The 25,304-nt window shown below is 45.2% G+C and carries 22 protein-coding genes and 1 riboswitch; of the genes, 1 reads left to right on the top strand and 21 read right to left on the bottom strand.

What is annotated here, in order from left to right; translation table 11 throughout:
* Positions 1-15 precede the first annotated feature (15 nt).
* From pcrA to ACFO3D_RS14805, 5 genes are all read right to left on the bottom strand, one after another.
* Positions 16-2,232, bottom strand: a complete 2,217-nt coding sequence (gene pcrA / locus ACFO3D_RS14825) for a DNA helicase PcrA (RefSeq protein WP_390297682.1) — start codon at positions 2,230-2,232, stop codon at positions 16-18.
* Positions 2,233-2,244: 12 nt separating this feature from the next.
* On the bottom strand, positions 2,245-2,937 hold the full coding sequence (gene pcrB, locus ACFO3D_RS14820) for a heptaprenylglyceryl phosphate synthase (RefSeq protein WP_390297679.1): 693 nt from the start codon (positions 2,935-2,937) through the stop codon (positions 2,245-2,247).
* A gap of 1,119 nt (positions 2,938-4,056) precedes the next feature.
* Positions 4,057-4,353, bottom strand: a complete 297-nt coding sequence (locus ACFO3D_RS14815) for a YerC/YecD family TrpR-related protein (protein WP_390297676.1) — start codon at positions 4,351-4,353, stop codon at positions 4,057-4,059.
* A gap of 19 nt (positions 4,354-4,372) precedes the next feature.
* The gene (locus tag ACFO3D_RS14810; RefSeq protein ID WP_390297672.1) at positions 4,373-5,434 is read right to left on the bottom strand and encodes a DUF3048 domain-containing protein; all 1,062 of its coding nucleotides are present in this window, start codon (positions 5,432-5,434) and stop codon (positions 4,373-4,375) included.
* A 45-nt stretch (positions 5,435-5,479) separates the two neighbouring features.
* Positions 5,480-7,222 carry an adenine deaminase C-terminal domain-containing protein gene (locus tag ACFO3D_RS14805; RefSeq protein ID WP_390297669.1) on the bottom strand — a complete coding sequence of 581 codons (1,743 nt, stop codon included), beginning with the start codon at positions 7,220-7,222 and terminating at the stop codon, positions 5,480-5,482.
* A 220-nt stretch (positions 7,223-7,442) separates the two neighbouring features.
* Here ACFO3D_RS14805 and hpaB point away from each other — a divergent pair, with 220 nt between their 5' ends.
* On the top strand, positions 7,443-8,876 hold the full coding sequence (gene hpaB / locus ACFO3D_RS14800) for a 4-hydroxyphenylacetate 3-monooxygenase, oxygenase component (protein WP_390297667.1): 1,434 nt from the start codon (positions 7,443-7,445) through the stop codon (positions 8,874-8,876).
* Between the two features lie 510 nt (positions 8,877-9,386).
* Here the strand turns inward: hpaB and purD are convergent.
* From purD to ACFO3D_RS14720, 16 genes are all read right to left on the bottom strand, one after another.
* Positions 9,387-10,634, bottom strand: coding sequence for a phosphoribosylamine--glycine ligase (gene purD / locus ACFO3D_RS14795; protein ID WP_390297664.1), 1,248 nt, complete (start codon positions 10,632-10,634; stop codon positions 9,387-9,389).
* A 21-nt stretch (positions 10,635-10,655) separates the two neighbouring features.
* Positions 10,656-12,179 (bottom strand): bifunctional phosphoribosylaminoimidazolecarboxamide formyltransferase/IMP cyclohydrolase, encoded by a 1,524-nt coding sequence (gene purH, locus ACFO3D_RS14790; protein WP_390297661.1) that lies wholly within the window; start codon positions 12,177-12,179, stop codon positions 10,656-10,658.
* A gap of 154 nt (positions 12,180-12,333) precedes the next feature.
* Positions 12,334-12,900 (bottom strand): phosphoribosylglycinamide formyltransferase, encoded by a 567-nt coding sequence (purN, locus tag ACFO3D_RS14785; RefSeq protein ID WP_390297658.1) that lies wholly within the window; start codon positions 12,898-12,900, stop codon positions 12,334-12,336.
* Positions 12,897-13,916, bottom strand: coding sequence for a phosphoribosylformylglycinamidine cyclo-ligase (gene purM, locus ACFO3D_RS14780; protein ID WP_390297655.1), 1,020 nt, complete (start codon positions 13,914-13,916; stop codon positions 12,897-12,899). Before purM ends, purN begins: the two co-directional genes overlap by 4 nt.
* Positions 13,917-13,928: 12 nt before the next feature.
* A complete protein-coding gene (gene purF / locus ACFO3D_RS14775) occupies positions 13,929-15,341 on the bottom strand; it encodes an amidophosphoribosyltransferase (protein ID WP_390297652.1) in 1,413 nt (470 codons plus the stop codon).
* The gene (purL, locus tag ACFO3D_RS14770) at positions 15,326-17,545 is read right to left on the bottom strand and encodes a phosphoribosylformylglycinamidine synthase subunit PurL (RefSeq protein WP_390297649.1); all 2,220 of its coding nucleotides are present in this window, start codon (positions 17,543-17,545) and stop codon (positions 15,326-15,328) included. Before purL ends, purF begins: the two co-directional genes overlap by 16 nt.
* Positions 17,529-18,212 carry a phosphoribosylformylglycinamidine synthase subunit PurQ gene (gene purQ, locus ACFO3D_RS14765; RefSeq protein ID WP_390297646.1) on the bottom strand — a complete coding sequence of 228 codons (684 nt, stop codon included), beginning with the start codon at positions 18,210-18,212 and terminating at the stop codon, positions 17,529-17,531. The genes purL and purQ overlap by 17 nt, the downstream gene beginning before the upstream one ends.
* Complete coding sequence (purS, locus tag ACFO3D_RS14760; protein ID WP_390297643.1) at positions 18,209-18,460, bottom strand: phosphoribosylformylglycinamidine synthase subunit PurS; 252 nt, start codon at positions 18,458-18,460, stop codon at positions 18,209-18,211. The genes purQ and purS overlap by 4 nt, the downstream gene beginning before the upstream one ends.
* A complete protein-coding gene (gene purC / locus ACFO3D_RS14755) occupies positions 18,457-19,170 on the bottom strand; it encodes a phosphoribosylaminoimidazolesuccinocarboxamide synthase (protein WP_390297640.1) in 714 nt (237 codons plus the stop codon). Before purC ends, purS begins: the two co-directional genes overlap by 4 nt.
* Positions 19,171-19,172: 2 nt before the next feature.
* Complete coding sequence (gene purB / locus ACFO3D_RS14750; protein ID WP_390297637.1) at positions 19,173-20,471, bottom strand: adenylosuccinate lyase; 1,299 nt, start codon at positions 20,469-20,471, stop codon at positions 19,173-19,175.
* On the bottom strand, positions 20,468-21,598 hold the full coding sequence (purK, locus tag ACFO3D_RS14745; protein ID WP_390297634.1) for a 5-(carboxyamino)imidazole ribonucleotide synthase: 1,131 nt from the start codon (positions 21,596-21,598) through the stop codon (positions 20,468-20,470). Before purK ends, purB begins: the two co-directional genes overlap by 4 nt.
* The gene (purE, locus tag ACFO3D_RS14740) at positions 21,585-22,076 is read right to left on the bottom strand and encodes a 5-(carboxyamino)imidazole ribonucleotide mutase (RefSeq protein ID WP_390297631.1); all 492 of its coding nucleotides are present in this window, start codon (positions 22,074-22,076) and stop codon (positions 21,585-21,587) included. The genes purK and purE overlap by 14 nt, the downstream gene beginning before the upstream one ends.
* Before the next feature lie 409 nt (positions 22,077-22,485).
* Positions 22,486-22,585: riboswitch (purine riboswitch) on the bottom strand.
* A gap of 208 nt (positions 22,586-22,793) precedes the next feature.
* Positions 22,794-23,162, bottom strand: a complete 369-nt coding sequence (locus ACFO3D_RS14735) for a DUF1801 domain-containing protein (protein ID WP_390297628.1) — start codon at positions 23,160-23,162, stop codon at positions 22,794-22,796.
* Between the two features lie 25 nt (positions 23,163-23,187).
* The gene (locus ACFO3D_RS14730) at positions 23,188-23,643 is read right to left on the bottom strand and encodes a DinB family protein (RefSeq protein ID WP_390297625.1); all 456 of its coding nucleotides are present in this window, start codon (positions 23,641-23,643) and stop codon (positions 23,188-23,190) included.
* Between the two features lie 200 nt (positions 23,644-23,843).
* Positions 23,844-24,461 carry a DUF2179 domain-containing protein gene (locus ACFO3D_RS14725; RefSeq protein ID WP_390297622.1) on the bottom strand — a complete coding sequence of 206 codons (618 nt, stop codon included), beginning with the start codon at positions 24,459-24,461 and terminating at the stop codon, positions 23,844-23,846.
* A gap of 112 nt (positions 24,462-24,573) precedes the next feature.
* Positions 24,574-25,233, bottom strand: coding sequence for an MOSC domain-containing protein (locus ACFO3D_RS14720; protein WP_390297619.1), 660 nt, complete (start codon positions 25,231-25,233; stop codon positions 24,574-24,576).
* Positions 25,234-25,304 lie beyond the last annotated feature (71 nt).

Genomic DNA, 25,304 nt, shown 5'->3' with positions numbered 1-25,304 from the left:
CGTCCAAGCACCTCCCTATTCCTTCGTTATTGGCGCAAACTTTGCCAGCAGGCGTTTAATGCCTGTCGGTGCAGGAAAAGCAACATCGAGTTCCATCCCGTCGCCTTCACCCTGTACTTTTACCACAGTTCCTACGCCCCATTTTTTATGTTTTGCTTTATCGCCTGGAGCCCATTCCTGACTTTCTGCACCCGTCGTCTGTTGCATCCGCTCCGCACGTCGTTTTACTGGAGCCGGCTTGTCTTTAGGCTTCTCAAAAGAACCGTACATAGTCGCATGAGCCTGTTCGATTCCATCAATCAGTTCTTCCGGAATCTCATTGATAAAGCGACTGATTGGATTCATATTTGTTCGTCCAAATAGAGTCCGCATTTTTGCATGGGTAAGGTACAACTGCTGTTCGGCACGGGTGATTCCCACGTATGCAAGACGGCGTTCCTCTTCCATTTCTTCTTCGTCAAACATCGCCCGGCTGTGCGGAAACACATTTTCTTCCATACCGATAAGGAATACTACCGGAAACTCCAGGCCTTTTGCAGCGTGAAGTGTCATCAGCGTTACCTTTGCATCATTGTCAGGGTCTTCTTCATCCACTTTGTCGATGTCGGCAATTAATGCAAGATCCGTGAGAAACGCAACAAGCGTCTTATCCTCATTTGTTTTTTCAAAGTCTTTGGTTACCGTCATGAACTCTTCCAGGTTTTCCAGCCTGCTCTGGGCCTCGATGGTTCGTTCATTTTTTAGCGTCTGTTCATATCCTGTCCGTTCGAGCACGGCCTCAACCATGTCGGTTGCAGTCAGGAATTCCTGCTGCTGTGTCAACGTCTTTATCAGGTTACCGAATTCCGCAAGCGCATTGGCGGCTTTTTTCGATACGCCGGTAAAATCAACCTCTTTAACCGTCTGATACAAGGAAATACCGTGCTCCGCTGCGTATGCCCGCAGACGATCAACCGATGTTTTTCCAATACCCCGTTTCGGTACGTTAACAACCCGCTCAAAACTGATATCGTCGTCAGGATTAGTAATTAAACGCAGATAAGACGTCAAATCCTTAATTTCCTTCCGGTCATAGAACTTCTGGCCGCCAACCATCTGATAGTCGATGAAAGACTTGGTCAGGGTTGACTCAATTGCACGTGACTGGGCATTAGTCCGGTAAAGAATAGCGATATCATTAAGTGAATAGCCATCCTGCTGGGTAAGCTCCTGTATTTTATCAGTTATGAAAAATGCTTCTTCCTGTTCGGTTGCCCCCTGATAGTAATGAATCTTTTTACCATCGTCATTTTCAGTCCAGAGGTTTTTCGGTTTACGTCCCGGGTTATTTGCGATTACTTTATTGGCCGCCTCAAGGATTGATTTGGTTGAGCGGTAGTTCTGCTCAAGCATTACCACCTGTGCGGATGGATAATCTTTTTCAAATGAAAGGATGTTAGCAATATCGGCACCACGCCAGCCATAGATTGATTGGTCTGAATCACCGACAACACACAAGTTCTGGTAACGATTGGCAAGCTGTTGAACGAGATAGTACTGCGCATGGTTCGTATCCTGATACTCATCCACATGGATATACTGGAACCGGCGCTGATAAAACTCAAGTACTTCCGGCACCCGTTTAAACAAGTGAATTGTCTGCATAATCAAGTCATCAAAGTCCAGCGACTGGTTCTTCTGCAATATCTTCTGGTACCTGGTATACACCTGTGAAACCTGACGTTGAAAAAAGTCTCCAACCTTATTCTCGTATTCCTCTGGAGTGATCAGCTCATTCTTTGCAGAACTGATTGATCCAAGTATTGCGCGCGGCTCAAATTTTTTCGGATCGATGTTCAGATCCTTGAGTATTTGTTTGATAACCGACAACTGGTCACTGCTGTCCAGAATAGTGAAGTTCCGGCTATACCCAATCCGGTCAATATCCCGTCTAAGGATTCGCACACACATCGAGTGGAAGGTTGAAACCCAGATCTCATTCCCGACGGGACCAACAAGCCTACGTACCCGCTCCTTCATTTCACGGGCTGCTTTGTTGGTGAATGTGATAGCAAGAATACTTCTTGGCGATACATCTTTTTCACCGAGCAGGTATGCAATCCGATGAGTCAGCACTCGTGTTTTTCCGCTTCCAGCCCCTGCCATAATCAGCAATGGACCGTCTGTATGTTTAACAGCTTCCTTTTGTTCCTTATTTAATCCGCTTAGCAAGTCTCCTGTCGTCTGACTCACACTGCCACCACCTTATTCCATATCATTTACCGCTTTAACGGTTTTGAGTGCTTTTTTTATATCTTTATAAATAATGTTGCCCACAACGATGGTATCGGCATTTTCTTTCATCTCGCGTGCCTGAAAGTTATTTTCAATACCTCCGCCGTAAAATAACTTCGTGTTCGACAGTTGTGCACTGACTTCTTTTACCAGTTCCGGGTCACCGTATGTACCACTGTACTCCATATAAAATACCGGCAGATGGAAAACATGCTCAGCCATGTAGGCGTACGCCGTAACATCATCATTTTCCGGCAGTGTACAGTTTGTCCGGTCAAACGCTTTGGCTTCATCATTTAAAATACAGTAGCCCTCCACAAACATTTCGTCCCAGTCCATAATGTCCTTGTATTCTTTTATGGCCTGATGCTGCAAGTCCATCATCCACTTCTTTTCTTTGCTGTTCATCACCATGGGAATCAGGTAATAGTCAAACCCAGGCGTAATTGCTTCCATGTCTGAAATTTCCAGTGCACATGGGACAGCGTGGCGACGAATTCGCGAAAGTAGGTCCAGCACCCCATCCAGCGTAATATTATCTGTTCCACCAACAATCACAGCGTCGGTTCCTGATTCACAGATCATGTCGAGATGCTCATCCGAAATTTCTTTGGCAGGATCAAGCTTAAATATATGCTTCCATTCGGTCAGTGTATTGTTCAACGTGTATCCTCCATATTCAAAAAATATTGGATAAGTATTTTTATTACCTCATTAGTCCGAAGCAGACAAATTTGCTCTCATCATTCGGGTCATGTCAACTACAATGGATAAAGAGTAACAAAATTTATATAAAAAGCATTGCTTTATAGTAAACAGGCATTATTTGATTCTATAGTAAATGAATAATGCATTTGTTTCCATTCATTAAGTATACCAAAAATCGGGCTGTGAATTTAGGGGGAAATGATATATTTTTAAGGGAATTTGATGGGAATGCAGGGACAAGCAATAGTGGGATGAAAATGCGGCTTTAAACCTTAGTACTTCAATAATAAATCATTAGAAAACGGGCTGGATTAAACGTGTATAAGTCATATAAAATCCGAACTATCTTCAGTAATAAGATAGTTCGGTTGTATTAGCAAACCTTCGTATAAACTATAAACTGCGACATACTAAAAACTTTAGAAATAGCTTGAGCTTCGCTCCAGCAATACACTTCGCTTTCCGCGGACTCACCACAAGCCTCCTCGATCGCAAAGACCGCTCCTGCGGGGTCTCTTAGGCTCGTTTTTCCGCAGGAGTCTCAGCGTATTGCTTACGCTAATGCCATTATTAATATAGATATACTATGCAACTGGCAAAGGTATCCTCCTGTTTTATTAGGGAAACTATTCAAAGCCGCGGATAAATACAGCACTCCATGGGACGTAACAGTCTGAAGACCCCAAAGTAAGTGCAAATAAGTGAAGGCCGACTAAAATCGGATTTTGCTTCCAACAATGATACGCCCCCCTTACAGGGGCACTTTCCTATTGAATTCTTTGCCTTCTACTACAATCAACTCTATGCTTAGCGCAGGAAATACGCGTAGACTCCTACGGGAAAGCGAAGACGTTGAGACCCCGCAACGAGCGTTCTTTGCGAGCGAGGAGGCTCAGCGCGAGCCCATGGAAAGCGTAGTGTATTTCCGGAGCAACAAAGACGCACCCTTAAAGAGCATTCTGAGTCAAGCGTTGAGTTTGCACTACGTCGCATTTTTTATCAACTTTGAAATATGTTCCAACAATAAAAGGATAACATTATAAGATTTCTTGCCTTATGTCCCAACCTCTTTGTTTACTCAGCGTCCATCAGCCGGTCCAGAACCAGCTTATACCCGTCACTGCCAAAATTGATGCACCGGCGGACACGTGAAATGGTTGCGGTTGAAGCGTTCGTTTCATTCTCTATCACACTGTACGTATGGCCCTCTGTCAGCATTTTGGCCACCTGCAACCGTTGGGCAATTGAATGTATCTCCGACATAGTTGCGATATCATCAAAAAACCGGTAGCATTCCTCACGGTCCTTCAGCGAAAGAATGGCATCAAACAGCTGGTCTAACTGCTTCCCCCGCAGTTTATCAATTTGCATGACGTAACCCCCAGAAAAATTAGTTTAAAATATTTACAGATTTCTTGTCCTCATTAGGGACGATGTTTATCCATGTCTGCCCTGGAACAAATCCGACAGGTTGTCCATCTTTAACAGGGATAATCCGTCCCTCACGATTTTCCCACTGGACCTCCTGAATTTTCCCATTTTGGATCAGATAAGCATCCCCACCTGATTTGATATCTATTGCACGGCGTCCGGCACTGTCAATAACCTTATGATCGGTGAATACAATAAAGACATTTTCTACCTGAATTGGCGTTTCTGAATTCAGTTCGACTGTTTTTTCCCGGTCATTAAATCGCGTATAATTACCGTTTTCCTCATCATATTTGAATTCCACGACTTCCATTGGGTTGTCCGAGTATACGATTTCCACATGATTTGCCGGTTTGCCTGAAATGTTTCCAACTTCTTTCTTATCTAAAAAAGGCAACGGTTTATAATCATGCTTTACGTCATAGCTTTTTTCTTTTGCCACTTCATATACCGCGTCAAACAGTAGATACGAATTGTGTGGCGCCTGCCGGAAAGTTTCACGCTTGAATAGATTACCATCATTATCATATATCGAACCATTTAAATGTTCAATTCCGCGGTTCTTGATCATATCATTTACAAAACCAGCTGCACCATGGTAAACATACAACGCCTCGTAACCATTGGCGAGTTCAAAATAATATTCCCGCGCACTGCGGACTGGTCCGACAATTTCCGGCTGCTGGCTCTGAAACATTGCCAGGAACCTCGTAATTTGTCCTTCTGCAAGGATTTCAAATACAATATCTGCCTTTGATAGCCCGGTCTGTGGCCGTGCTTTTGTATGGTTATTCACCATCACACCAACAATCCGGTCATTAACCGGCTTGTTGGTTTTTACACCGGTCAGCGGATATACATTTGACGCTTCATCGGCGTCAGTCTCCACCTGCTCTTTCTCTTCCACAGCGTTTTCCTTTTCTTTGCCCGTATCTGCAGTCTTTTCCTCCCCATTGCATCCCGCAAGTAGAATCATTGTCAGTAGAGTAATAAGTAAATAGAATAATGACTTCTTCAACATTCCACCCCTATTTTTCTGTTAGTTTCAGTTTCTCTCCATTATAAACTATCGCATGATAGCTGGGAAGAGGACCTCCCGCTTCTTGACATCAAGAATACCCTGCTGGGTGATCCGTATATATGGCAGGTGCGTGGATGACAGGAAAAATATTGTATAGATAGGGTCCTCAAAATGATACCCGAAATCTTCCAGGATTGATTTCAACTTACTTTCTTGTGCAATCAGTGCTATCATGTCTTCGTTAAACATACTGCCGCCAAGCTGAAGTGGTAGTTCGAATATAATCTCACCTTGGTGAGCAAGAACAATTCCTCCACCAAGCTCTTTCATCCGCTTCCATGCGAGGAGCATATCCGGCTTGCTTTTCCCGATAAAGACAATATCACCAGTAGTGGAATAAGAACTTACCAGTGCACCCAGCTTATTCGTGAATCCCTTCAGTGTTGTATTAATCCGCCACTTGCCATGCCGGTCGACAAGCACCAGAAATGCCACATCGTTCGTATCCGGAAGAATGTCCAGTGTGACGTCTGTCTCAATCGCATACGGAGTGATGATTACTTCATTTTTCAGATGCAGCCCAATTGGCACCGAAAACTGCAAATCTTCCATTTTCAAATCCCAGTCAAATTCAACACGGCCGAGACCATATTTTGTCCAATTAATTTCTGGCGGGATATGTTGATCTTCATTATTTTTCATAACCCATTCCCCTTTAGCCAGAACGCTTAACGGGTCAGGATTCTCTTTTTCTTCTAATATATTTATATTCGCTACCCGGCCCGGTGCAATAGCACCCAGTTCATCAATCAGGCCATAATGGATTGCGACGTTATGGGTGGCCATCCGGTATGCATCCGCTACAGGAATCCCTTTGTCAATTGCAATACCGATACAAATGTTCATCAGACCCTTTTCATAGAATCCCGGTGTAGCTCCGTCCGTTGTCATTGTCAGGTGATCGAATGTCTGCAGCCCTTCCTCCAGAATCTCTTCAACCAATTTTGGCAAATCAGGTCGAATGGAAGAATAGCGCAGTCCTACCTGATAGCCAAGCTCCAGGCGGCGGATTGCTTCTTTTCCTGTCATTGCTTCGTGGTCAGCCGAAGCACCAAGCAGTTTCATTTTTGTCAACGTTTTTTCCGATGCCCCTGGGAAGTGTCCTTCAACTGGCTTTCCGAGACGTTTCGATTCCTGAATCCAATACAAAAGACGGTCATCCCCGGCCATAAGGTTTGGCCATGAAGTTAGCTCGCCTCCCTGGATTACAGACGGATGTTCCAGCCAGGAAAGTACTTTATTGGTGCTGAAAAGTTCCTCCTCGTTTTGAAGTGCGGTTTGCGAATCAAACCGCGCCCACCAGTACATGGAAACTGGCAATCTATTAAAGTCTTCCAATAAAGAAAACGCTTTCTTTCTATCCAAAAGAAAATGCCATAGCATATTGTCATTAACCAACGCAGTCGTTCCATATTTAGCTGCATGGAGTGCCAGCGATTCCGGATTATACAATTGGAATGGATGGGCATGCGGCTCAATATACCCAGGTACAAGAAATAAACCGTCACATTCAATTGTTTCGGTCTTTTCATCAGTTTCAGGGAGTTTATCACCAACGTAAACAATTCGGTCATTGAATATCCAGATGTTTCCTTTTAACCATTGTTTAGTATAAGTATTTAAATATGTCCCGTTCTTTAAAAGGATACTAGGTGCTTCGGTTCCATCAATCACCGCAGCATGTTCCCTCAATTCACGGTTTCTCCAGTAATAGCCATTTTCCAACATCGCGCAACGCTCCAATACTAAATTTAGGCTTTTTCTAATAGTAACATATTTTTTCTTTAACGCTGTAAAGTTTCTGTTGATTAAAGTGAAAAGTTTGTGACATAGGTTTGTGGTGCCATTCTGCTGTTTTAAGGAACATAATTCCCGCCCGGCAAATATGATGAAATATAGTGATTTGCCTATTTACAAGACTAATAATTTTCAGGACAGGAGTGTTACCATGCCAGTAATTACGGGACAGGAATATGTGGAACGGATTGACCGGTTAAATTCAGAAATCTGGTTCAATGGCAAACGGGTGAAAGGCAATGTTTCAGACCACCCTGCTTTTAAAGGTGCCATTCAGTCCCAGGCAGCTCTGTATGATATGCAGCACAAAACCGACTTATCCGGACTCCTGACATATCAGTCACCGAAAACCGGCAGCCGGATAGGAACTTCCTATTTAATGCCAAAAACAAAAGACGATCTTGCTAAACGTCGCAAAATGACACAGGAATGGGCCCGCATCAATGCCGGGATGCTTGGCCGAAGTCCCGACTACATGAACACTGTATTAATGACGTTCGCCGCGTCCGCGACAATCCTAGACGGACAGGAAAATTGTTTTCCCGACCGGCTCGTTACATTTTATGAGAAAGCCCGTGAGAAAGACCTGTGTTTTACACATACCTTTATTGAGCCGCAAGTAAACCGTGCGTCATTTTATTTTGAAGAGTCCGATGAACCAATCGCAGCTAAAATAATTGCCGAGAATGACGAAGGAATTATAGTTAAGGGAGCTCGCCTGCTAGCGACAAAAGGCGGCATAACCGACGAAGTACTCGTTTTCTCGCCGGGCGGTATCACTGACAATGCCAGCGCATTTGCATTCTCGGTCCCAAGCAATGCAAAAGGACTGAAGTTTCTGTGCAGGGAATCGTTTGCCGGAGGGGAGTCAGAATTTGATTATCCGCTGAGCTCACGCTTTGAGGAGATGGATTCTGTTGTCGTTTTTGATAACGTGTTGATACCCTGGGACCGCGTATTTTTTTACAAAAATATGATGGTTGCGAACACCTTCCGTTCCAAGAGTGCATTTCTGCCTTTCACCTTACATCAGGTAGTATCCCGGCAGGTTGTAAAAGTGGAATTTCTGCTTGGTCTCGCCCAATCAATTGTTAAGACAATCAATATTGGTGAATATCAGAACGTCAGGGAGAACGTTGCTGAAATTATCACTGCCCTGGAAACGATGCGGGCGTTATTAATCAAATCGGAAGTAAATGCTTCAATCGATAAGTTCGGACTGATGCGGCCGGAACTGGCACCGTTGCAGGTATGTATAAGCACCTTCCCGAAAATCTATCCACGTTTGTCGGAGATTATTCAGCTTCTCGGCTCCAGTGGAATGATCACAATACCAACGGAAGCAGATTTCAGTTCGGCAATCCGGGACGATTTAAATCAATATTTGCAGAGCAAGACAAAGGACGCCGAAGCCCGGGTGAAACTTTTCCGACTGGCGTGGGATTTGACGATGAGCGCATTCGGCACCCGTCAGACACAGTATGAACGCTTTTTCTTCGGCAACCAAATAATCCTGACAAGCGATTTGTATATGCGGTATGAAAAAGATAAGTACGTGGATTGGATAAATGAATTCCTTTCTTGATACCTCTTCTCGTAAACTTTGTTGCTTTTAATATCGAATTAGATATAAAATGCGACATAACAGTCAGCGCAGCTTCGCTCCAGAAATACATTACGCTTTCCGCGGGCAACGCTTCAACTTCCTCGGAAGAAAACCACTTCCTGCGGGATTTTCAGCAGTTGCTTTTCCCGCTGGAGTCTCCATGTATTTCCTTCGCTGAATCTTATTCACTTCTGAAGCCCAATACAAAGATGTGAAACATTTAAACTAGCAGCTGGAATATGCGACAATCCTGCAGGACATCGAGACTAAGAGACCCCACAGGGAGCGTTCTTGGCGAGCGAGGAGGCTCGTGGTAAGCCCGTGGAAAGGGAGTATATACCAGCTTCGTGAACAGAAAACCACTATAATGTTACGTCGCGGTTTATATATTTGGTGTCTAAAGCAACAATCTTTTAGAAAACAGCCTTCTTGATAAAGGGAAAAGCCCAGGGGCCACAATAACTTTGCGGACCACCCTAGGCTTTTGTATTATTTTTGGCCGATATCTTTCCGGTAAAAAAACGCACCAGAATCAGCGTATGGTTCAAGCATTTTATAGGAAGCCTCTGCTGCTTGGTGAACGGTTGCTCCGGTTGCTCCTGCAAGTAATACCCTGCCACCGTCCGAGACAAGTCCTTCAGCTGTTTTCCGTGTTCCTGCGTGTACAATAAAACCGTTTGGTGATTCCTTGACGGATTCAAGCTGCACGCCTTTGTCATAGGAACCCGGGTAACCTGCGGATGCCAGAACAATGCCGGTACAACTTTCATTTTTCCATTCAAGGCTTGGGTCTTTGCCTTCAAGAATATCCATCATAACCTGCGCCAGGTCATTTTTTAATAGTGGTAAAATCACTTGTGTTTCCGGGTCCCCGAAACGAGCATTAAATTCAATAACTTTCGGACCAGTTTCGGTCATCATCAGGCCAGCGTATAAAATTCCGGTGAATGGTCTTTCTTCTTCAACCAATCCATCCGCAGCCTTCTGGAGAACTTCTTCTGTTGTATAACGAAGCGTTTCCCTGGATATGTCCGGCACAGGCGCATAGGCGCCCATTCCGCCGGTATTCGGCCCCTCATCATGGTCCAAAGCACGCTTATGATCGCGGGCAGGTATCATTGGATAAACGGTATTTTTATGGACAAACGCCATCAGTGAGAATTCTTTTCCAACGAGACATTCCTCAATTACTACTTTTGCGCCAGCATCGGCAAAAGTTTTTCCGACCAGCATATCATCGACAGCCTGAATTCCCTCCTCTTCAGTTTGCGCAACGACAACACCTTTTCCGGCAGCAAGTCCATCTGCTTTAATGACAATCGGCGCACCTTTTTGACGGATATATTTTTTCGCCTCATCAGCTTCCGTAAATGTCTGATGCGCTGCAGTTGGAATGTCGTATTTTTGCATGAATGTCTTTGCAAAACTCTTGCTCCCCTCAATCAGCGCCGCATCGCTTGATGGCGCAAATACAGGAATACCTTCTTCGTGAAACTTATCAGCAATTCCTGCGAGCAGAGGGTTCTCCGGCCCGACAATTGTCAGATCAATTTTCTTTTCTTTGGCAAACTCAGCCAACCGGTCAATGTCCATTTCATCAATTGCAATACACTCTGCCTGATGGGCCATCCCGCCATTACCCGGTGCCGCATAAATGGTGGTGACCTGGTCACTTTCCGCCAGTTTCATGACGATACTATGCTCACGTCCCCCGCGTCCGACAACTAAAATATTCATAGTAAAACACCCTTCATATAGTTAGTGTTTGAAATGGCGCATGCCTGTATAAACCATTGCGATGCCATATTTGTTGCACATATCGACTGAATCCTGATCCCGCTTGGAACCGCCCGGCTGGATAATCGCTTTCACTCCCGCTTTCGCCGCTGCCTCGACTGTGTCAGGCATTGGGAAAAATGCATCAGATGCGAGAACCGATCCTTCAGCTTTATCATCCGCTTGTTTAATCGCAATTTCAGCTGCTCCTATCCGGTTCATCTGTCCGGCACCAATGCCAACTGTCTGCAGATCTTTTGCAAGGACAATGGCATTTGATTTCACATGCCTAACCGCCTTCCATGCAAAAAGAAGATCGGCTATTTCAGCGCTCGTTGGTGCTTTTTCAGTTGCAATCGTCAGGTTATCTTGCGTGATTTGCGCTTGATCGCTGTCCTGAATAAGTGCGCCGCCTTTTACAGTGGTCAGTTTATGATAGCTGCTTCGGTTGTTGTCCATTTCCAGCTCAAGCAGTCGGATATTTTTCTTTTTCGTAAGAATGTCGAGTGCTTCTTTGGTGAATTCCGGTGCAATGACGATTTCAAGGAAAATTTCACTTAGCTGATTGGCGACATCTGTATCGATTGTCCGGTTGCATGCAACAATCCCACCGAAAATAGATATTGGGTCAGCCTTATACGCTCTGGTGAAGGCATCATTCAACGTATCTGCAAGCCCGATTCCACATGGATTCATGTGTTTAACCGCAACAGCGGCCGGTTCTTCGTATTCGCCGATGATTTCAAGGGCTGCGTTTGCATCCTGGATATTGTTATAGGAAAGTTCCTTGCCATGCAGCTGATTGGCTGATGCCAGACTTCCCGCTGTATTCCGTGAATTTTTATAAAATGCAGCCTGCTGGTGAGGATTTTCTCCATACCTTAATGTCTGGACTTTCTCATATGTTACCGTGTAATTCTCAGGAAAAGGATCATCGGTAAAATAATCCGCAATCAGCGCATCATATTGTGCGGTATGACGGAATACTTTTGCTGCAAGTTTTTTGCGCGAAGAATGGTCGAATGTCCCCTCCGTCAGGCCTTTAATTATGGACGCATAATCAGACGGGTCGACTACAACCGTCACATCATTGAAACTCTTGGCAGCCGCCCGCAGCATAGTCGGTCCGCCAATATCGATATTTTCAATGATTTGCTCTTCGGTCACTCCTGATTGATCAAGCGTTTGTTTGAATGGATAAAGGTTCACTACCACCATGTCGATAGGATCGATTCCCAGGTCGTTGAGCTGACTCATATGGTCATCATTATCACGTTTGGCTAGCAGTCCACCATGGATAACCGGATGCAGGGTTTTTACGCGTCCATTAAGAATTTCCGGAGAACCAGTAACCTGCTCTACAGGAAGTGCCTCAACGCCTGCTTCTTGTATCGCTTTAAGGGTGCCCCCTGTAGAAATAATTTCGTAGTCTAGTTCGGTAAGTTTCTTTGCAAAATCGGTAATATTGGTTTTATCAGATACACTGATTAGTGCTCGTTTTGGCAATTAAAACACCTCGCTATGATTGATTTATTTTGTGTGGGATGAAACGGAAGGTTTGACTGCAAGCATTAGGACGAAATCGCCTGATTTTGGGGTATTTTCGCCTGATAACGGTGCAAATTGCCTAATAATTAAGCAGCCCTCGTCAATAAAAGTCTTACGAATTCCGCAGCAACTGGTTGATTGTTACAGGATACAGCCTGTGCTCGACCTGCTGAATCCGTTCCTTCAATGTTTGCTTAGTATCCTCAGGGTTAACCTGGACTGGCTCCTGCGAAATAATCGGCCCAGTATCAATTCCCTCATCGATAAAATGGACGGTCACCCCGGTTTCATCAACTCCCGCCTGGTACGCCTGGCCGATTGCATCTTTTCCAGGAAAGGACGGAAGCAGCGAAGGATGAATATTTACAATCCGGTTTTCATAAGTCGAAAGAAGTGTATTCCCAACGATCCGCATATATCCGGCAAGAAAAATCCACTCTACCCCGTGTTCCCGCAGTTCGCGAACGAGCAATGTCTCATAATTCGCTTTAGAGGAATATTCTTTCGCGTTAAATACCACCGATGGCACGCCATACCGTTCCGCTTTTTCGAGAACGGGAGCGCCTGGATTGTCACAAACGAGAACCACTATGTCGCAAATGAGATCATCAAACTCCATTATCGCTTCAAAATTGCTGCCGCTCCCTGATGCGAATACGGCGGCGTTTATTTTTTTCATGATATAAATTGCACTCCCTTATTTGCCGTTACCTCACCGATAACGTTTGCGGTTTCGCCAGCCTCCCGCAAACTATCAAGCGCAGACTCCACATCATTTTCAGAAACGACAATTGCCATACCGATTCCCATATTGAAGACACCGTACATTTCCTCTTCTGTGATGCCCCCTAGCTCCTGCAAAAACGGGAAAACTTCGGGGGTTTTCCAGGCGCTCCGGTCAATCCGTACGCCCAGCCCTTCTGGAAGCATACGTGGAAGGTTCTCGTAAAATCCGCCGCCTGTAATGTGCGATATTCCTTTTACCTGTAACGCATCCATCAATGCTGCAACCGGTTTTGCATAAATCCGTGTTGGTGTTAAAAGAACTTCGCCCAGCGGCTTCTCAAATCCTGCGTAGGTCTCGTTCAAATCGAGCTCCTCAACAAGCTTCCTGACCAGTGAATAACCATTTGAGTGAATCCCGCTTGATGCCAGACCAATCACGACATCCCCTGCAGCAATCGCTTCACCGGTAATCAACTCTGACTTCTCCGCAATTCCGACCGTAAAACCAGCGAGGTCATATTCCTCCTCACCATACATTCCAGGCATTTCGGCGGTTTCGCCACCAATCAGGGCAGCACCCGCATCGACACACCCGTCAGAGATTCCAGCGACAATCTGTTCAATCATTGCCGGCTCATTTTTTCCACAGGCAATGTAGTCGAGGAAAAATAACGGCCGGGCACCTTGTGCGACAATATCGTTGACACACATGGCAACGAGGTCAACGCCAACGGTATCGTGTTTCTGCGTTTCAAATGCCAGCTTCAGTTTGGTACCTACACCATCAGTTCCGGAAACCATAACCGGCTCTTTGTAGTTAAACGAACTCAATTCGAATAATCCAGCAAACGCGCCGACACCACCGAGCACTTCCGGCCTGGACGTCCGGGCAATATGCTTTTTCATTCGTTCAACTGCTTCATAGCCCTTTTCGACATCGACTCCAGCATTCTTATATACATCTGACAAATCCGCCGCCCCCTAACATTTCGTGTACATTATCTCTGTCTGACCATCTTCTTTCACCGGATATTTACCGGTCATACAGGCGGTACAGATACCCTGATGGATTGTTTTTTCCATAATTATCGCACGTTCAAGCCCCTTCTCGGTCAAATAAGCAATACTATCAGCCCCGATGATGTCACAGATTTCTTCTGGTGAGTTATTTGCTGCGATCAGTTCGTCCCGTGTCGACATATCAATACCGTAATAACATGGATTCTGAATTGATGGGGAAGCAATCCGGACATGAACCTCTTTTGCTCCTGCCTCTTTCAGCATCTGAACAATCCGCCTGCTCGTCGTACCACGTACAATTGAATCATCAATCATGACTACTCGTTTCCCCTCGACAATACCGCGTACTGGCGCAAGCTTCATTTTAACCCCTTGCTCGCGAAGCTCCTGCGACGGCTGGATAAACGTCCGTCCCACATAGCGGTTTTTGATGATGCCCATTTCATATGGAAGACCACTCATCTCGGCATAGCCGATTGCTGCCGAAATACTAGAATCTGGAACCCCGACCACAATATCAGCCTCAGGTGCCGGTGATTCCTTAGCCAGTTCAATTCCCATACGTTTGCGGGATGCGTGCACATTCACCTGGTTGACATCGCTGTCGGGACGGGATAAATACACGTATTCCATTGCACACATCTTCCGCTGCTCACGCATGGCGAAGCGGGTTGACTTAATCCCTTCGTCACTTATAGTTACCAGTTCTCCCGGCAAAACTTCGCGCACAAACGTAGCTCCAATCTGATCGAACGCGCATGTCTCTGATGCAACAACATACGCATCACCGAGCCGCCCGATAGATAAAGGACGAATGCCCGTTGGATCCAGTGCAGCAAACATTTTATTTTCTTTTAAAATAAGATAGGCATACGCGCCGACCACCTGATTGAGCGCGTCGGCAATCGATTCCTCGTTCGTCTCCATCCCGCTGCGTTTGATCAGATGGGCCAGCACCTCTGTATCAGATGACGTCTGCAAAATGCTCCCCTGACCTTCAAGCTCGCCGCGGAGTTTATGAGCATTCATGAGGTTTCCGTTATGTGCTAGCGCAAGACTCCCAGCCTGTGAACGAAACAGAAGCGGCTGCACATTTTCGAGAACCTTGCCACCTTGTGTTGAATAGCGAACATGGCCTACCGCGACACGACCAGATAGCTTGTTGAAATCCGCGTGTTTGAATACATCGTTTACCAGCCCCAGACCTTTATGCGCCTTAAGCTCTTCCCCATCGCTAACAACCACACCAGCGCCTTCCTGCCCGCGATGCTGCATCGAATGCAATCCGTAGTACGTTAGTTCAGCAGCTTTCTCATGACCCCAAATTCCGAATACCCCACATTCCTCATTGATGCCTTTTATTTCAGCAAGCATGGAATAGCTCCTTTCCAAAGATCGCAAAGTTTTGTAGCATCCTCCTCAAAAAGAACACCATCGTTCGTTCTGACCGATAAAACGCCGGTACTATTAACTTTTCCAATCTGATTTGCGTCTTTTACCAATGCTTCAAACTTTTCCTGATTCTCCGGTGGGACTGAAACGAGAAACCGTGACTGGGTTTCACTGAAAAGAGCAACCGTGGCATCATCCGATACTTTAGCATCCACGCCTAGCCCATTTCCGTTAAATAAACTTTCAGCAAGCGCAACGCCAAGTCCGCCTTCAGCCAGGTCATGCGCTGATGCCACTGTACCCTGACGAATCGCCTTGAGCAGCTGTTCCTGCCGCTTTGCTTCTTTTTCCAAGTCAATTGCCGGTGCCTTGCCTTCATATTTTCCGGATACGACATTCTGCAGCTCACTGCCGCCAAATTCGGCATAGGTTTCCCCAATCAGGTAAACCAGATCACCTTCCTGCTGAAAATAATTCGGGGTGAGATGATCAAGCGACTCAACCAATCCAACCATTCCAACAACAGGCGTCGGATAGATAGACTTACCTCTTGACTGGTTATAAAGGGATACATTACCACTGATAACCGGTGTACCTAGTACCGAAGATGCAGCGCTCATCCCTTCCACACTTTTTTCCATCTGCCAGAAGATTTCCGGGTTGGTCGGGTTTCCGAAATTCAGCCCGTCCGTAAGCCCGAGTGGACGAGCACCTGAACAAACAATGTTCCGGGCTGCTTCGGCTACAGCAATTTTGCCACCTGTTTCCGGATCAAGATAAATATAACGGGAATTACAGTCAGTCGTGATGGCGAGCGCCTTATCAGTGCCTTTCACACGTACAACCGCTGCATCTGACCCAGGTGCGACAACCGTATTGGTTTGTACCATGGAATCGTACTGATCATAGACGTATTCCTTACTCGCGATCGTCGGTTGCTGAAGCAGCTTTTTCAGCATATCTGCATGATTTTCAACATGTGGTACGGTGTTTTCCATCGCCTGGAAAGCTTTAAAATATTCCGCTTCCTTGGATGGCATATGATAAACCGGTGCCTCTTCAGCCAGCGCGTCAACCGGAATATCCGCAACTACCGATCCGTGCTGCTTCAGACAGAATACCTTTTCCTCGATCACTTCGCCCACAGCTACCGCCTGCAGTCCATATTTTTCAAAGATATCGATAATTTCCTGTTCGCGTCCTTTTTTGACGACCAGCAGCATCCGCTCCTGTGATTCAGAAAGCATCAATTCGTATGCGTTCATGTTTTCTTCACGCTGGGGAACAAGGTCAAGATCCATCTCGAGTCCAGTTCCTGCCTTACTCGCCATTTCACTCGCTGATGACGTCAAACCGGCCGCACCCATATCCTGCATCCCGACGAGCGCATCATTATGGATCACTTCAAGACATGCTTCAATCAACAGTTTTTCCATGAACGGGTCGCCAACCTGAACTGCCGGGCGATCCTTATCTGAGTCCTCCGCCAAATCATCCGAGGCAAATGTTGCGCCATGGATTCCATCACGGCCTGTGGCAGCTCCCGCGTAGATTACTGTATTGCCGATTCCGGCAGCAATTCCCTTTTGTATTTCATCGTGATTTATCAAGCCGACACACATAGCGTTAACGAGCGGATTATCCTCGTAACTGTCATCAAACTGGACTTCCCCGCCGACGGTTGGCACGCCGACACAGTTTCCATAACCAGCAATTCCGTGTACAACCTCATCAAAAAGATATTTGACCCGGTCGGTTGTCAAATTGCCAAAGCGAAGCGAATTCATCATCGCAATCGGTCGTGCCCCCATTGAAAATACATCACGGATAATTCCACCGACACCTGTAGCTGCACCCTGATACGGCTCAACCGCGGATGGATGATTGTGACTTTCAACCTTGAAAACTACTGCCTGCTCGTCACCGATATCAATGATACCTGCACCTTCTCCCGGCCCTTGAAGAACGTGCGGTGCCTTGGTCGGAAACTTTTTCAGCAGTGGTTTAGAAGTTTTATAGCTGCAGTGTTCAGACCACATAACAGAGAATATTCCAGTCTCCGTGAAATTCGGATGACGATTTAGGATTTTTTTGACCAGTTCAAATTCCTCATCGCTTAATCCCATATCCTTGTATAGCTGGTCTGCTTCAATTTTCTCCGGGCTGATATCAACTGTTGACAACATAGGATTCCCTCCAATTTTTTACCACTGACTGAAATAACTTAAGTCCATCGTCACTGCCAAGCAGCTGCTCAACGGCCCGCTCTGGATGCGGCATCATACCAAGGACATTACCCTGTTTGTTGACAATCCCTGCTATATCAGCCACCGAGCCATTCGGGTTATTCTCATATGTGAAAACAATCTGGTTATTTACTTTCAACTGTTGTAGTGTTTCTTCATCGCAAAAATAATTACCTTCACCGTGCGCAATCGGGAAACGAACAACTTCTCCCGCTTTATAACCGGAAGTAAATATCGTCGTATTGTTCTCGACTACCAATGGCTCGTGATGGCACATGAATTTCAAATTCTTATTACGGAGCATTGCACCTGGCAAGAGTCCTGCCTCGAGCAACACCTGGAAGCCGTTGCAGACACCAAGAACAGGTTTTCCTTTTTCCGCGTGGTCTTTGATCTGTTGCATAATGGACGAGGTTGCCGCTACTGCTCCGGAACGAAGATAGTCACCGTACGAAAAGCCGCCAGGAAGCAGAACGCCATCATAGTTTTCAAGATTTGCAGATTGATACCATACGAGATCAGCCTCAGCACCAAGTATTTCTTTTGCCGCATGGTACATGTCACGGTCACAGTTGGATCCAGGAAAAACTACTACAGCAAATTTCACGAGCGAACAGCCTCCTCCAGGTCAATCTCGTAATCTTCAATTACCGGATTTGCGAGCAGCTTGGCGCACATATCCTTAACACGTGCTTCTACATCCTCTGTTTCACCGATATACAGCTCAATGTACTTGCCTACACGTGCCTCCTCAACTTCCTGAAATCCAAGTGAGTTCAGTGATGTTTGAATTGCTTTACCCTGTGGGTCAAGAACGCCCTGCTTCAATGTAACGTGTACGGTAACCTTTTTCATGATACTGCCTCCAGTCGAGTTAAAATTTCCTGATAGACTTCCAGTAAATCACCTGTCCCCTGACGAAAAACGTCCTTATCGAGTTTCTCCTGTGTGCCCGAGTCCCAGAGTCTGCATGTATCCGGTGAGATTTCATCGGCCAGCACAATGCTGCCATCGTTCAGCCGTCCAAACTCCAGCTTGAAATCCACCAGGGTGACGTTTACTCCATCAAAAATTCGTCTGAGTTGCTCGTTAACTAAAAGAGCCTTTGCTTTAATTTCCTCCAGTTCACTTACCTTAACGTCACTTAAAAATAATGCATGCTGATCATTAATCAGCGGATCGCCCAAGTCATCATTTTTGTAAAAAAGCTCGATCATCGGCGGAGTGAATGCCGTTTTTTCCTCAATACCAAGACGGCGGGTAATACTGCCGGTCGCCAGATTACGAACCACAACCTCGAGTGGAATGATTTTGGTCTGGTGGACAAGCTGCTCAGTCTCATTCAATCGCTCAATGAAATGTGAGTCGATTCCATTTTCTTTTAATAACGGAAAAATCCGTGAAGAGATTTCATTGTTCAGCCGTCCTTTGCCGGTAAAAGAAGCCTTCTTTTCGCCATTAAATGCCGTGGCATCATTTTTATATGACAATACCAACTGACCCGGCTTCCCCTCTGCCTTATATACACGTTTAGCCTTCCCCTCGTATAACAGTTCTGCCTTCATCATTACACCTCAAGTCCGATACGATTGAAAATAGCATCCACATTTTTCAGGTGGTACGTATAATCAAAACAGTCATCAATTTCTTCCTGCGTTAGTTTTTCGGTGATCTGTTCATCAGCTTCGACTAACTGTTTGAAATGCGTCTCCGTTTCCCATGCCTGCATAGCTTTAGGCTGGACAATGTCGTACGCTGCTTCACGGGCCATGCCTTTTTCAATCAGCGCAAGCAATACGCGTTGTGAAAAAATCACGCCATGCGTGCGGTCGATATTCCGGCGCATATTTTCCGGAAATACGGTCAGGTTCTTTACGATATTGGAGAATCGGTTCAGCATATAATTCAGTGCAATTGTAGTATCCGGTAAAATCACACGCTCCGCTGATGAATGCGAGATATCGCGTTCATGCCAGAGGGATACATTTTCAAAAGCAGTAATCATGTTGCCACGGAGAACCCGCGCCATCCCGGTCATATTTTCCGAACCAATCGGATTGCGTTTGTGCGGCATTGCGGAAGACCCTTTCTGTCCTTTGGCAAAAAACTCTTCCGCCTCGCGTGTTTCGGTCTTCTGCAGTCCCCGGATTTCAGTTGCGAACTTTTCGATTGATGTGCCAATCAGTGCAAGGGCAGATACATATGCTGCGTGCCGGTCACGCTGTAATGTCTGCGTGGAGACGGGTGCTGGCTGAAGGCCAAGGTTCTCACACACGTATTTTTCAACAAATGGGTCAATGTTCGCATACGTTCCAACCGCGCCTGAAAGCTTACCGAATTCAATATCGCGAGCTGCCAGTTCAAAACGTTCAAGGTTGCGCTTCATTTCCTCATACCATAGGGCAAGCTTCAGTCCGAACGTGGTTGGTTCCGCATGAACCCCGTGTGTCCGTCCCATCATGACAGTATGCTTATGTTCGATTGCTTTGTTTTTCAATATTTCAATGAAATTTGTAAGGTCTTTACGGATGATTTCATTCGCCTGACGCAACTGATAGGACAACGCCGTGTCTACAACGTCTGTTGAAGTCAGCCCGTAATGAACCCATTTCCGTTCCTCACCAAGTGTTTCAGAAACAGCCCGGGTAAACGCTACAACATCGTGTCGGGTTTCCTGCTCGATCTCATAAATACGGTTTATATTAAACGATGCATTCTCCCGAAGTTTTTTTACATCGTCAGCTGGAATGACGCCAAGTTCACTCCATGCTTCACATGCAAGAATCTCTACTTCCAGCCACGCCTTAAATTTATTTTCTTCAGTCCAGATGGAACCCATTTCTTCTCTTGTATAACGATCAATCATGCGTTTGCCTCCTCATATGCAGTAACAACTTTGCTAACTCTTTCTTCAGTTTCGGCGATAAAGGTAATATGCCCCATTTTGCGTTTTGGTTTTACTCCTTCTTTTCCGTACAGATGAACGAACCCGTTCTTAAGGTCCGGCATTACCTTTAGTGCATGTTCCAGGTCTTCTCCGAGAATGTTCACCATCCGGGCAGGTGCCAACAGTTTAACCGGCATCAGATCCAACCCGCAGATTGCACGGATATGCTGCTGAAATTGCGATATGTTACACGCTTCAATGGTATAGTGTCCGGAGTTATGAGGTCGTGGTGCCATCTCATTAAGGAAAATTTCCTCTTCTTTTACGAACATTTCAATCGCAAATGTGCCGACTACGTTCATCTTTTCAGCAAGCTTCTTTGCAGCGTTGATTGCTTTCTGATTAACTGTCTCGCTTATCGTTGCCGGAACTGTAGTTTTATATAAGATATGGTTCTTATGATCATTCTCCGCGATTGGAAAAAATGCCATTTCCCCTGATTGTGCGCGGGTGAACACTGCGGAAATTTCCCTGTCAAATGGTACCCATTGCTCGATAATACAGGTGTTATTCCGGTCAGCGAATTCACATGCTGCGCTGATACCTTCTGTAGATTCAAGTTTCAGCTGTCCTTTACCATCGTAGCCTCCGCTGCACGTCTTGATAACCGCCGGAAAGGTGAAATCCTTCAGTACCGTCTCACATTCCTTGCTGTTTGTTACAATCGCAAAACGGGGTACCGGCAGTCCTGCTTCACGCATAACTGTCTTTTCTTTTTCACGGTTCTGCGTTACTTCAAGCGCATAAGCACCTTGTGGCAGCTTCCCCGCATTCTCTATATATGCAGCGGCCCCTAAGTCCACATTTTCAAACTCGTACGTTACAACATCACTGATTTCTGTTAGCTGTTTTATTCCGTCCATATGGTCGTATGCGGCAATGATTTGCTCATCAGCTACCTGGGCGGTTGGACAGTTTGGTGTTGGGTCAAGTACAGCAACCCGATACCCCATATACTTGGCAGCAATAGCCATCATGCGTCCAAGCTGTCCACCACCGATAATTCCGATTGTCTGTCCTGGCAGGATTACATTATTTTTTGGCAAGTTCATCCCTCATTTCTGCTACACTGTTTTTCATATTTTTACGGGATTCTTCCAGACGCACAGCAACCTGTCTATTAAACGCCCCGATAATTTGTGCTGCCAGAATTCCAGCATTTTTGGCACCTGCTTTCCCGATAGCGACTGTGGCAGTCGGTACGCCGCCAGGCATCTGAACGATAGAAAGAAGTGAATCAAGTCCATCAAGTGCCTTGCTCTGTACTGGTACGCCAATCACTGGCAATATCGTTTGTGAAGCGACCATTCCTGGCAAATGTGCTGCGCCCCCAGCGCCAGCAATAATTACTTTTAGACCACGTTCCCGTGCCGTTTTTGCATAAGCGAACATTTCATCAGGCGTTCGGTGTGCTGAAATCACATCTTTCTCGTATGGAATTTCCAGTTGATCAAGTATTTCGCATGTATGTTTCATTGTTTCCCAGTCTGATATACTTCCCATTATCACGCCAACCTGTGCCATAGAATCTCCCTTTTCTTTAAAAAATAAATTTGTCTTCCTTAGATGGTTGCCCTTAACCCTCGCAGTCGATATAAACTTCGTCACTCTAGTAAGGTTTATTTCTCGCAGGCGTCGACTGCCCTTTGCTCCGATCAACGCTATGTTAGCGAAGGAAATATACGAAGACTCCTGCGGGAAAACAAAGACGTTGAGACCCCACATTGAGCGTTCTTTGTGAACGAGGAGGCTCAGCGCGAGCCCGCGGAAAGCGAAGTGTAATTCTGTAGCGGTATGTTATGATGCAATTTATAGTTTTCAAAAACAACAATTTTTTATTAAACTACAAAAATAAAAAAGTCTATTCGTCTCCCCTCATATATGAGAGAAGATGAATAGACTAATACACATAACATCTTAAAAGGATCATTGAACACAATTCATCCTCCCCCATAGTCCGGCATTTACGGTGCCGGGTAGAAACTTTCAGGCCATATTCCTGAGGATATATGAGGAATTATTATTCGATTGTTATGTACATCATACCAATAAGAGTGATGAAAAGTCAACAAATATCGAACGATAAAATTAATAACCAATCTAATGTTCGGATTTAACCCTTGCTAAAAACTTTCTCTCATGCATAATGTTGGAAATAACAGCAAAAGCTAGTACAATTGCCCATAAATAAAGAAATCCATTAAACATACAGTACATTAGCTTCGGCCTTCCCACCAAAATTCATTCTCCGTTCAGGTTTACCGCCTTCTTAATAAGGACTGTGAATTCTTCCGGCTTGATTTCATCCATTTTTTTAACCCGTAGATGCCGCATGGTCTTTCCGCTTCCTTGCAATAAACTTTCAGTATCATACTCCATCAGTTCGCTTCCTTTGTGGAAACCTAGGTTAACATGATTCTTGGAAGCCTGAAGATAACAGACTAAGCCATTACAGGAATAATTGGGCATTGACCACTTGAACTCTTCGGTTAGATCCGCTGATGCTCCCAGAATAATTTTTCTCAATGCGCTGGTTATTTCCTGGATATTCTCCGGCAAACCAAAAATATACTGATCCACTGCTTCAATCTTTCTACTGCTTTCTGCCATACTTTATCTCCTTCATGGTTGGATATTAGATTCCATCGTGTTCAAGTTTATCTTCTATCTGTCTGAAATGATGCTCGTCGTGTTCCACGAAGATTGCCACCAGCTTTTCCGGTGAAAAATCACCTGGCTCATTTACTATTGTGAATCGCTCAGTTGAATCTATTGCTTGTAGCTCACCACTTAATTTTTTACGGGTTTCCGCAAAAACATCCATTACTTCCATGGGATTAAACTTATCAATATACCCTGTAGCCTCTGCGTTATAGGTATCATGATCAGGAAAAGGAATAAGCGTCTTGCCTTTTTTCATATCAGGTACCATTCTCTCCAGTATGAACTTATCCCAGTAAAACATATGACCAACAATCTCCTTAATCGACCACTTTCCTGGAGCGATTGGTTCAGTCAGAACTGCATCAGGAACTTCCTTCAGCTGTACGACTGTATCAATTGCACTTTCGTATTTGTCATAAACGCTCATTTATAAACCCTCCATCCTTACCGGTTTTTAATAAGTAAAAGAATCCCTACTTACTAATTTCGACAAACCTCTTTACATTCCTTCTTGGAAAACATGGCTTTTGTGATAGAAATTCAAAAATACTTGGGATCTTTTGCGGAAGAGAAAGAACTAAAAAGACCATCATTGCTATTTCACAATCTGATGGCCAATTCAGCTTCTTATTCTTTTTTCTCCGTGTCAGGATCTGTAGGGATAACCGGTTCTGCCGGTAAAGGACTGCCTTCTTTGGCACTCTTTTTCGAGAGCCGGCCTCTCCGTACCTGTTTGACCCAGAACCCTCCGTTAATCTGTTTTGGTTCATAGGAGATTATAAAGGCTTTCGGATCAATGGTTTTAATGGATTCGTATAGTGTCAGTTCGTATTTTCTCGGTGTTAGAATCTGCATGGCAAGTCGATCACCTTCCATCCCATAAGCATACCAGCTTGTGACGCCATAGCCTTTTTCCCTAAGCTTCCTCGTGAACTCGATATTCGGGTCGGACGAAATAACATTGACCGTGATATAGCCAAGTGCTAATTTTTCCTCGATTTTTGTACCTACGACAACACCAATCCCAAAACCTACCGCATAAGCTACAAGGTTCTGAATTTCGTTCAGATTGTCGAGTACCAGTCCAAGCCCAAGTACATAAATAACAACTTCAAACATGCTTACAACTGCTGCGATATACCGGCGCCCCTTCAGCGTTAAAATCATCCGGACGGTCGATAGTGATACATACACAATATTGATGATTAGTATAATAGCGACCATAGTATAAACATTACTTAGCACGATAACCCTCCTAGAACTGTTCCAGCTAGCAAACTTCATCCAATTATACGGACATCGTTCCCTTTATTTCTAATGTGTATGCTTTTTGTTTTAGGCCAAGAAGAAGGAAATTCTATATTTTCGTTGTGTTAGCCAGCCGCTTGTTCAGTGATTTCTTCCAATTTTCGGCAAGCAGTTCACATGAAACCAGCTCTGCAGCACGTTTCAAATCATCCTTCATTTCATGCGTAACCTCATTGCAGACAGCGATTGTCCATTGTGGGTACGGCCGCTCAATCAGATGAAGTTGCTGACCCGCTGAAGCTCTTCCTTCCTTTAAGACACGGAAATACCAGCCTGTTCGCCCTGTTGTCTGGATTCTCACAGCAAGGTCTTTCACATTAAAACGCCTTGCCGGTTTCCAGCAGGGTTTCCGGGGTTGAGCCACCTGGATAATACTTTCCCCAAACCTATAAGTATCACCAATACAAACGCTGTATTCATCTGCATGCACAAGGGAGAGGTTTTCTCCCATTCCGCCCGCATCAATGGTTTCGATTTCCAACTGTTCCTGCCAATATGAATAGTGACTTTCAGGGTAGGCAAACACAGCTTTTTCTGGGCCTCCGTGATTTTTCTTATCTGCTACCTCATCTCCCGTAAACCCTGTTTTGGAAAGCCATTGATCACCATCCACTATTTCTTTAAACATGCCACTTTTCCAGGATCGGTTCATGGGATCGGCCACTTTTACTTTTCCTGTAAATAATTTATGTACGTACGGTGCAGTCATAACTTCACCTCCTTCTTTCCCTATATTGTATCCCTAGTCGAAAAAAAATGAAACTGGCACGTTTACCTATT

The sequence above is a fragment of the Virgibacillus kekensis genome (genome assembly GCF_042654125.1).
GTDB classification, from domain to species: domain Bacteria; phylum Bacillota; class Bacilli; order Bacillales; family Amphibacillaceae; genus Lentibacillus; species Lentibacillus kekensis.
Note: the sequence above shows the minus strand (reverse complement) of the source record. Positions and strands in the feature narration are given on the sequence as shown.

Coding starts and splice junctions, on each gene's coding strand:
- ACFO3D_RS14815 (WP_390297676.1), bottom strand. CDS start 4,353: ATGCAAATTGATAAACTGCGGGGGAAGCAGTTAGACCAGCTGTTTGAT.
- ACFO3D_RS14810 (WP_390297672.1), bottom strand. CDS start 5,434: ATGTTGAAGAAGTCATTATTCTATTTACTTATTACTCTACTGACAATG.
- ACFO3D_RS14805 (WP_390297669.1), bottom strand. CDS start 7,222: ATGTTGGAAAATGGCTATTACTGGAGAAACCGTGAATTGAGGGAACAT.
- hpaB (WP_390297667.1), top strand. CDS start 7,443: ATGCCAGTAATTACGGGACAGGAATATGTGGAACGGATTGACCGGTTA.
- purD (WP_390297664.1), bottom strand. CDS start 10,634: ATGAATATTTTAGTTGTCGGACGCGGGGGACGTGAGCATAGTATCGTC.
- purN (WP_390297658.1), bottom strand. CDS start 12,900: ATGAAAAAAATAAACGCCGCCGTATTCGCATCAGGGAGCGGCAGCAAT.
- purF (WP_390297652.1), bottom strand. CDS start 15,341: ATGCTTGCTGAAATAAAAGGCATCAATGAGGAATGTGGGGTATTCGGA.
- purL (WP_390297649.1), bottom strand. CDS start 17,545: ATGTTGTCAACAGTTGATATCAGCCCGGAGAAAATTGAAGCAGACCAG.
- purS (WP_390297643.1), bottom strand. CDS start 18,460: ATGAAAAAGGTTACCGTACACGTTACATTGAAGCAGGGCGTTCTTGAC.
- purC (WP_390297640.1), bottom strand. CDS start 19,170: ATGAAGGCAGAACTGTTATACGAGGGGAAGGCTAAACGTGTATATAAG.
- purB (WP_390297637.1), bottom strand. CDS start 20,471: ATGATTGATCGTTATACAAGAGAAGAAATGGGTTCCATCTGGACTGAA.
- purE (WP_390297631.1), bottom strand. CDS start 22,076: ATGGCACAGGTTGGCGTGATAATGGGAAGTATATCAGACTGGGAAACA.
- ACFO3D_RS14735 (WP_390297628.1), bottom strand. CDS start 23,162: ATGGCAGAAAGCAGTAGAAAGATTGAAGCAGTGGATCAGTATATTTTT.
- ACFO3D_RS14730 (WP_390297625.1), bottom strand. CDS start 23,643: ATGAGCGTTTATGACAAATACGAAAGTGCAATTGATACAGTCGTACAG.
- ACFO3D_RS14720 (WP_390297619.1), bottom strand. CDS start 25,233: ATGACTGCACCGTACGTACATAAATTATTTACAGGAAAAGTAAAAGTG.